The following is a 7,315-nucleotide window of genomic DNA, read 5'->3' as shown; positions in this document are numbered from 1 at the left end:
ATTGTCGCAAAACTGGCTGTAGCTATAGCAAGCATCAGGGTAATTAGCCTGATATTCCTCCCAGAGCAGCAGTTTAGTTACACCTTTACGCCGCAGTTCAATATCCATCAGGCCATAATCAGGTTTAATACGGCCCGCTTTCCTGTCAGGATAAAGTGACTGATGTAGCCATTGATCGGAGGCATGCTCAGGTAACGGCCAGCCACAATCCAGGGTTCTGAATTTACCGAGAATATCAGATATAGTGGCAGCCCCCACATTCAGTCTCCTGGCGATGTCCCGGTTACTGAGGTTTTCATCAAGCTTAAGATAGAGAACCGCTTTAACGCGTTCTATGTCAGTAGGTTTTGACATACTTGTTTCCTCTTTAAAATTAAAAGAAGTTAACAAGCATAAAAGACTGATCGGGTGGTGAAGAAAAAGTCTGTGATCGAATGACCGGAATAGAGTTGATCGGGCTAGCCAGAATCAGCGATCGAGAACATCAGAATACGCATGGGTTTAGTACCCAGCGAACATTCTACTGGTGGAAAACGTCATTTGGGGGCTATCACTAAGTGCGGAAACAGCCGGGCCAGGCGCTTACTCATTGAAGGGGCACATAGCTACCGCTATCCGGCAAAGGTCTCAACTGAACTGCAATTACGCCAGGAAGGTTTACCCAAAGACATCGTTGATATTGCCTGGAAAGCACAGCTTCGCCTGTGTAAACGCTACCAGCGGATGAGTAAGAAAGGGAAACACTACAATTTAATCATAACCGCGATTGCTCGAGAGATGGCAGCCTACATCTGGGCCATCGCAAAAGAAGTGGTACTTACGCCGGTGAATCCAAAACTGAGATTAAGCCGAGTACCCGCATGATAAACGAGTTTGAGCTAACGCATTCGGATCGGGCCGCGGAATGTGGCACAACCTACGAGGGCGTTATGATGGCAATCACTTAACCGTGATTGACCCACGAGCCTAGACTGATGAGAAGGTGGCACGGCGGATTGAGTAAGGTCAGCTCTGCTTATTCATTGAATAAGTAACCTACGAATACCAGCATAACAACCGACGACATTACTGCCTCATCCGGTGCGTTAGCTCATTTATTTGAGTGAAAAACAACTAATTATGGGCTGAAAGAGTGTCAAGGAAGCGCTCGTTCAGGGTTGACAAAGGGAGTCATACCAACGCCCCAAGCAGGGGCAAGTACATGCAGGCTAAAATACGGAACGAAGTGACGGGAGCCTGCATGTAATTGTCCCGCTGACTTGGTTTGTTATGCGTTACTACTGAGGCCACTTAAGGCCAAAGTTGCTAAAGACTGAATCCGATTCCTCGCAACTACCGACTGTTAAAGAAAGTGTGAACTCTGCATCCCCTAACACCTCAGCCAACTCCGGACTTGCGGGTTGAATTCGATGTAGCCAGTTATCTTGAATTGTCGGATGCGGAGGCTCGCTTCTTTTGAAAATATATTTCTCATTTTCAAAGACTAGAGTGCCGTGAAATAAGGCAACATCGTCCTCACCTTGCTCAGTTTGCGCCCACAATAGTAAGGCCAACTTTTTGTTTAGAGATTCCATGTTTCTCCGACGCATAACTTTTAAATATGGGGCACAAACTGGCAGGCTATAATGGCGAAGCCGCCTGCCTGTTTGTGTCCCAGCCCGCCTGCGGGCGACATGATTTTTTTGTTATACGCCAAGTCAGAACAACCTTTCATAGCTTTTTTGTGCTAATAACATTTGGGTATGGTGTAAAACCCCAGAGCCAATAACCGCATAGCAAATAAGAAAGAATGACACCAAATGTAACGAAAAAAGTTATCCAGGAGCCGTCGGAAACAACAAACAATGTTATGAAAGTGACAATGCCAACTAAACCTGAGTAAGACATCCACTTTTCATGGGCTTTACTATCAAATTTCACTTTTTTCTTGCCACTACTAAGAAACGATTCTGTTAAGTTCGCTTTGCAGGAAGGGCACAAAAAACCTTTATTAAAGCCCAGCTTGTATCCATCTACAGCATCCGTGCAAGGAAACTTAATATGGCAGTTGCAGCAACAGTATTTCATCATGGCGTATAACGCCCCAAGAAGGGGCTATTACACGTGGGCTAAAATACGGAACGAAGTGACGGGAGCCCACGTGTAATTGTCCCGCTTACTTGGTTTGTTATGTGACGGCAGGTGCTGATTAGTCTGGAACTGAACCCACAAATGCTTTTAACCTTGCTATAGATTCTTTCGAATCGATAATCCCATTTGCAAGATCTTCACAAATTCTAATTATTTCATTTCTAGATCCAAACGGAACCGCCTCAAGAGAATCAATGACCCCACCAAGTTCTCGACGTGCATCATGGATACTATCGAAATTTCGCTTCTCTATTGCCTGGAAAATGAATTCCTTTCTTTCTTTGTTGTTCATTTAATCAAAGTCACATAGACACAATGACTCCCTGTTAAATGCTAGCCTCCGCATTTTCGTGGGTTAGCTGAAAGCCAGTGCCATAATTAGTTTGCTTAAGACTAAATCATTTGGAGGCTAGCATGAACAAACATAGCATGATTTTTATCGGTTTGGATACGCACAAAGAATTCCATGAAGTGGCATATTGTGAAGAACAACGCGGGGCGAGTCCGGTTCATTATGGCCGCATCCCCTCTTCCAAAGTCAGCGTTAAAAAATTACTTCGCCAGTTTGAATCTAAATATCCTGGCGCGACTCTGCACGTTGTCTATGAAGCGGGTCCTTGTGGCTACTGGATTTACCGGCTCATTACCAGCCTGGGGCATTGTTGCTATGTGGTTGCTCCGTCTCTTATTCCTAAAAAGCCTGGAGAACGTGTAAAGACGGACCGCCGTGATGCACTGAAGCTGGTGAAGTTGTTGAAGTCTGAAGACCTCACACCCATTTATGTCCCTGAGCCGGAAGATGAAGCCGTTCGCGATTTATCCCGCGCTCGTGAAGCGGCCATGAAGGATTTAAAAGAAGCGAAGTATCAGCTTAAAGCGCTACTACTACGCAACAATATTCGTTATGAAGGCACGGCCAATTGGTCGAAGAAACACTTGCGCTGGCTCACCGAACTCATATTACCTCACCCTGCTCAGCAAATCGTTTTGCAGGAACAGCTACAAACCATTGACGAACGTATCCGACGATTAGAACGGTTGGATAATGAATTAACCCATCACGTTTACCAGTGGCGTTATTATCCGGTAGTGAAAGCCATTCAGGCTATGCGTGGCGTGCGTCTTCTGGTCGCAGTCGGTGTAGTGGCTGAGCTTGGCGATTTACACCGTTTCGACCATCCCAGAAAACTCATGGCGTATTTAGGTTTAGTACCCAGTGAACAATCATCAGGCGGAAAACGTCATTTGGGGGCGATTACCAAAGCCGGAAATGGCAGAGCCAGGCGTTTACTCATTGAAGGCGCGCATAGCTATCGCTATCCGGCAAATGTCTCTACAGAATTACAATTAAGGCAGGAAGGCTTACCCAAAGACATTGTCGATATTGCCTGGAAAGCACAGCTGCGCCTGTGCAAACGCTACCAGCGCATGAGCAAGAAAGGCAAACACTACAATCTGATTATTACCGCGATTGCCAGGGAAATGGCCGCTTACCTCTGGGCAATCGCAAAAGAAGTGGTACTTACACCGGTTAATCCAAAACTGAGATTAAGCCGAGTACCCGCATGATAAACGAGTTTGAGCTAACGCATTCGGATCAGGCCGCGGAATGTGGCACAACCTACGAGGGCGTTATGATGGCAATCACTTAACAGTGTTTGATCCACGAGCATAGACTGATGAGAAGGTGCCACGGCGGATTGAGTAAGGTCAGCTCTGCTTATTCCAAGAATAAGTAACCTACGGATACCAGCATACCAACCGACGACATTACTGCCTCATCCGGTGCGTTAGCTCATTTATTTTGTGAGATAGAAACAACTGATTATGGACTGAAAGAGTGTCAGGGAAGCACTCGTTCAGGGTTGACAAAGGGAGTCATACCAACGCCCCTAGCAGGGGCAAGTGCATGCAGGCTAAAATACGGAACGAAGTGACGGGAGCCTGCATGTAATTGTCCCGCTGCCTTGGTTTGTTAGAACAGTAAGAAGTCTAATAAAAGTACATAGCCAATTGCGGTGCATGCGACTTTTGACCAAAAGAAGATATTGGTAGGCCAATTAATTGCGCGATGTGCCCTGAAATCAGACTCGGCGGTTATATTGCTTTCTTGCTCTTTTAAACGATGGAAAACACCCCACGCAATACTCGCATAAATGTAATGAAAAAGATCAAAACCTAAGCTCAAAACAAAAGTGCTTAATGGGTTGACCAGCTCTTCGTTTAGCGAAAACCCTGCCTCATATTTTTGAGCAAATATCCAAACAACCGCTATACCAGCTAGCGCTAACTGTCTATTGGTGGTGCTTAGTGAGGCAGTAAATGCGTAGTAGTTATCTCTGGCATCTTTTAAATTCATTGTTTTTGATTCGGCCTTCTTGGGCCGCCACTATTTGTGCCAGGGTCTCTTTTTTTGTTTGGTAGAGGAGCCTCTCTTTTTCTACTAGGCGGTGGATTTTGCTTATTTCTATCATTCATATTGAGCATAAACTTTCCTTGTGTTCTAACGCCTTGCTCACCTGCACATATTGCGGAGAGCGTTTTTGTGTAAAATGGAGCGCAGCGACTGACACAAAAACGAGCGTAGCAGTATGTGTCAGCGTGCAGCAACTTGTTATAACTTTCTTCAATGTGGCGAGAAATGTAGCTCACCATATTCACTAACAAATATCTCGAATTTTGTAGTTGGACTAGAATATTCGAAAGTGCATACACATTTTTCTAGATCAAATACTGGCTCGCTTAGGTTCTTAATATCTAGGTCCGGTTTAGAACGAACATAGCCACTAGCTCTTTCAGTTGCATATTCTTGCCTTAACTCACATCGGGATTCGCTGTACACAAGAAAGCCAATGACTAGGGCTGAAATTCCTGCAAATACGGAGCCTTGTATTTTCTGCTTTTTTGTACCTTTTCGATAAGCGTAGATGTTCGCATGAACCGCCGATCCGGCTAACCCTACCATTAAGAAGAACAGCAAGATTAATGGACTTAATGCTATTCCTCCCTGACTAGCGCCTAATATCACTACGGGAATCATTCCGACTCCAAGTGAAATCAATAGCCATTTGGTAATTATTTTCTTCATGCTACTCGTAGGTTATAACGCCCAAATTTGGCGGCACAAACGTGTGGGCTATACTGGGAAGCAGAGCCCGCGTGTTTGTGTCCCCAACATTTGATTGTTATCTTCTGCTGCGATTGCCGACAAGTAGACCTGCTATACTCAGATCTTCATCCAATTGCGGCCAATGTATGCCTTCGCCATCTCCTAATAGTTCCCAATTCTGCAATTGAGATGTGCTTGCTTGAGAAAGACTAGGAAACCAGGATAAGGGTACAGAAATAGTTCTACCGTCGATTAATTCGACAATTAACGAACTTTCATCGAAAGACACCGACAGAGCTTGTGGGTGATGTTCAACTGCTAAAGTAGCCATTCCAAGCCTCCAAAAAAGCATCTCTATTTTCGACAACAAGCTTTTCCAAAGTTCTGAGTTCTTTGGGAGTAAAGCGAGTTGAACTTGCTAACGCGACAGGACGAAGCCAGAACTTAGCTAGCATTCTTTCGCGTTGAATATGAATGTGGGCAGGTTCACCATTTTCGTTACTATAGAAGAAAAAGCGATATGGCCCAATTTTTAATACCGTTGGCATGATAAAAGGTTATATGAAAAGTGCGGGAATGCCAACGAGAAGATAACGCCTTACTCACCGGAAAATTGGGAGCGCCAGCGAGTAATTTTTCCGGTGCAGTAACTTGTTAGCACTACTCGGCTGCACTATGTGGGTTGAAATCAAAACGGTATTCCATTCTCGTCTTCCATTACCACTGCTTCAGTAGGCGAAGCAGGAGCAGGAATAGGTTCTTCCACCGGCATCAATTCCCACACTTCATTCTGATGCAGCCAGATCGGATCGGCATTCTCGTCAATGAACTGATCTACTGGTATGCCATCCACAGTCGGTGGCAGCTTTATTTTGACTTGCTTTCCACTCATAAAGACCCACTGGTATTTCTTTTGTCGCTCGGATGTCGCAGCTTTCTTTATGCGCCTTTGAGCCGGAGTTAGCTTTTTCTTAATCTTTGCCATGCCTGACCATTCTGGTGCTAACGCAAAGCACACAGCGACGACCGCAACGCGGTTGGCGTCCCAGCGACCAACGGGAGCGTTGCTGACTAGCTTTGTTAGCGAGCTGCGAATTAAATTTAACATTTTTTCATTTTGTAACCTGATGAATCATATAGTACAAAATCACCATTAGCCTCATTAAACTGACCATCATATAGATCATCACCACAATAAGGGCAGAATGATATTTCTGCTAAAACCGTCCATATGTCTTCGCCAACTTCATTAAGATAATGATTTTCTTCTAAGTCTTCCTCTGTCGCTTCACGAATTAGATGCAAACGCCATGCAAGCACACTACTCGAACTTACTTGTGCTTTGTATACAAATGCTCCTTTTGGAAGCTTATCGCATTTGTGTTCTACCACAATTCCAGACTCCACAAATGAACCAACAAAAGCTAACGCCTAAATATGGGGCACAAACTGGCAGGCTACAATGGCGAAGCCGCCTGCCTGTTTGTGTCCCAGCCCGCCTGCGGGCGACATGATTTTTTTGTTAGCTGCCATTGTAGTTTAAATAACCGACACGATATGAAGTTACCATCGCAGTTTCTATTGCATGTGGCAAAAAGATTTTTAGTGTAGCACCGTTTTTTATTAACACTGAGTCCTGCTGGTTCTCTGGAACTCTATCCAGTTCAAGCGTATCGGGCATGGGTTTATTTGATTGAATTAAAACCTGAGGGATCCCCACGAATTTAGCATGTAATCTTGCTCATGCAAGCTTCAGCGGTGAGTTCATCAAGCCAGCGGATCGTCTTTTTCCACTGATGCAGGGTAAATCGCATTGAGGTGTTAAAAGCTCTCAAGCCAAGAAAGTGAAAGGATAGTACGGATTTTGTTTCGGTATTTGCCTGAAAGCGTCGATGCTTGTTACTGACAACTAATAGCATGCCCAACAGTACAGCCACTAACGAAGCCAGTGTGGTAAGCAAGACCAGAACAGTAATGCGTGTCTTGGTTGTGCTGCGATTATTTTCATACCCCAGACCAAAGCGCGTGCTTTTCATATCCCGAAAGCCTTCTTCTATTTGCATGCGCTGGCGATAA

General features: G+C 44.9%; 9 protein-coding genes and 3 pseudogenes. 2 read left to right on the top strand and 10 right to left on the bottom strand.

Annotated elements, in window-relative coordinates:
- A pseudogene (locus C6Y40_RS12255) lies at positions 1-354 on the bottom strand (IS21 family transposase); the annotation flags it as partial.
- Positions 355-495: 141 nt separating this feature from the next.
- On the opposite strand from C6Y40_RS12255, the pseudogene C6Y40_RS12250 reads away from it, so the two are divergent.
- Positions 496-864: pseudogene (locus tag C6Y40_RS12250) on the top strand (transposase); the annotation flags it as partial.
- 413 nt (positions 865-1,277) lie between these two features.
- Here the strand turns inward: C6Y40_RS12250 and C6Y40_RS12245 are convergent.
- Both C6Y40_RS12245 and C6Y40_RS12240 read right to left on the bottom strand, forming a co-directional pair.
- Complete coding sequence (locus C6Y40_RS12245; RefSeq protein WP_105934839.1) at positions 1,278-1,574, bottom strand: hypothetical protein; 297 nt, start codon at positions 1,572-1,574, stop codon at positions 1,278-1,280.
- Positions 1,575-2,188: 614 nt separating this feature from the next.
- Positions 2,189-2,422, bottom strand: a complete 234-nt coding sequence (locus tag C6Y40_RS12240) for a hypothetical protein (protein ID WP_105934838.1) — start codon at positions 2,420-2,422, stop codon at positions 2,189-2,191.
- A gap of 122 nt (positions 2,423-2,544) precedes the next feature.
- Between C6Y40_RS12240 and C6Y40_RS12235 the strand changes: the two genes are divergently transcribed.
- Positions 2,545-3,699 (top strand): IS110 family RNA-guided transposase, encoded by a 1,155-nt coding sequence (locus tag C6Y40_RS12235; protein WP_105934837.1) that lies wholly within the window; start codon positions 2,545-2,547, stop codon positions 3,697-3,699.
- A gap of 406 nt (positions 3,700-4,105) precedes the next feature.
- Here the strand turns inward: C6Y40_RS12235 and C6Y40_RS12230 are convergent, their stop codons facing one another.
- From C6Y40_RS12230 to C6Y40_RS12200, 7 genes and pseudogenes are all read right to left on the bottom strand, one after another.
- A complete protein-coding gene (locus C6Y40_RS12230; RefSeq protein ID WP_105934836.1) occupies positions 4,106-4,489 on the bottom strand; it encodes a hypothetical protein in 384 nt (127 codons plus the stop codon).
- Between the two features lie 267 nt (positions 4,490-4,756).
- Positions 4,757-5,218, bottom strand: a complete 462-nt coding sequence (locus tag C6Y40_RS12225; RefSeq protein ID WP_105934835.1) for a hypothetical protein — start codon at positions 5,216-5,218, stop codon at positions 4,757-4,759.
- 97 nt (positions 5,219-5,315) lie between these two features.
- The gene (locus tag C6Y40_RS12220; RefSeq protein WP_105934834.1) at positions 5,316-5,570 is read right to left on the bottom strand and encodes a DUF2442 domain-containing protein; all 255 of its coding nucleotides are present in this window, start codon (positions 5,568-5,570) and stop codon (positions 5,316-5,318) included.
- Positions 5,551-5,787 carry a DUF4160 domain-containing protein gene (locus C6Y40_RS12215; RefSeq protein ID WP_071951665.1) on the bottom strand — a complete coding sequence of 79 codons (237 nt, stop codon included), beginning with the start codon at positions 5,785-5,787 and terminating at the stop codon, positions 5,551-5,553. Before C6Y40_RS12215 ends, C6Y40_RS12220 begins: the two co-directional genes overlap by 20 nt.
- Before the next feature lie 140 nt (positions 5,788-5,927).
- Positions 5,928-6,224, bottom strand: coding sequence for a hypothetical protein (locus C6Y40_RS12210; protein ID WP_105934840.1), 297 nt, complete (start codon positions 6,222-6,224; stop codon positions 5,928-5,930).
- Between the two features lie 116 nt (positions 6,225-6,340).
- Positions 6,341-6,631, bottom strand: coding sequence for a hypothetical protein (locus C6Y40_RS12205; protein WP_146129561.1), 291 nt, complete (start codon positions 6,629-6,631; stop codon positions 6,341-6,343).
- 332 nt (positions 6,632-6,963) lie between these two features.
- Positions 6,964-7,315 (bottom strand): annotated as a pseudogene (locus tag C6Y40_RS12200) (IS4 family transposase); the annotation flags it as partial.

The organism is Marisediminitalea alba (genome assembly GCF_002993365.1).
GTDB classification, from domain to species: domain Bacteria; phylum Pseudomonadota; class Gammaproteobacteria; order Enterobacterales; family Alteromonadaceae; genus Alteromonas; species Alteromonas alba.
This window is presented reverse-complemented; position numbering and strand designations above follow the sequence as displayed.

What these genes read in the sequence shown, in the direction of transcription:
- C6Y40_RS12245 (WP_105934839.1), bottom strand. Translation starts at nt 1,574, where the DNA reads ATGGAATCTCTAAACAAAAAGTTGGCCTTACTATTGTGGGCGCAAACT.
- C6Y40_RS12240 (WP_105934838.1), bottom strand. Translation starts at nt 2,422, where the DNA reads ATGAACAACAAAGAAAGAAAGGAATTCATTTTCCAGGCAATAGAGAAG.
- C6Y40_RS12235 (WP_105934837.1), top strand. Translation starts at nt 2,545, where the DNA reads ATGAACAAACATAGCATGATTTTTATCGGTTTGGATACGCACAAAGAA.
- C6Y40_RS12230 (WP_105934836.1), bottom strand. Translation starts at nt 4,489, where the DNA reads ATGAATTTAAAAGATGCCAGAGATAACTACTACGCATTTACTGCCTCA.
- C6Y40_RS12225 (WP_105934835.1), bottom strand. Translation starts at nt 5,218, where the DNA reads ATGAAGAAAATAATTACCAAATGGCTATTGATTTCACTTGGAGTCGGA.
- C6Y40_RS12220 (WP_105934834.1), bottom strand. Translation starts at nt 5,570, where the DNA reads ATGGCTACTTTAGCAGTTGAACATCACCCACAAGCTCTGTCGGTGTCT.
- C6Y40_RS12215 (WP_071951665.1), bottom strand. Translation starts at nt 5,787, where the DNA reads ATGCCAACGGTATTAAAAATTGGGCCATATCGCTTTTTCTTCTATAGT.
- C6Y40_RS12210 (WP_105934840.1), bottom strand. Translation starts at nt 6,224, where the DNA reads ATGGCAAAGATTAAGAAAAAGCTAACTCCGGCTCAAAGGCGCATAAAG.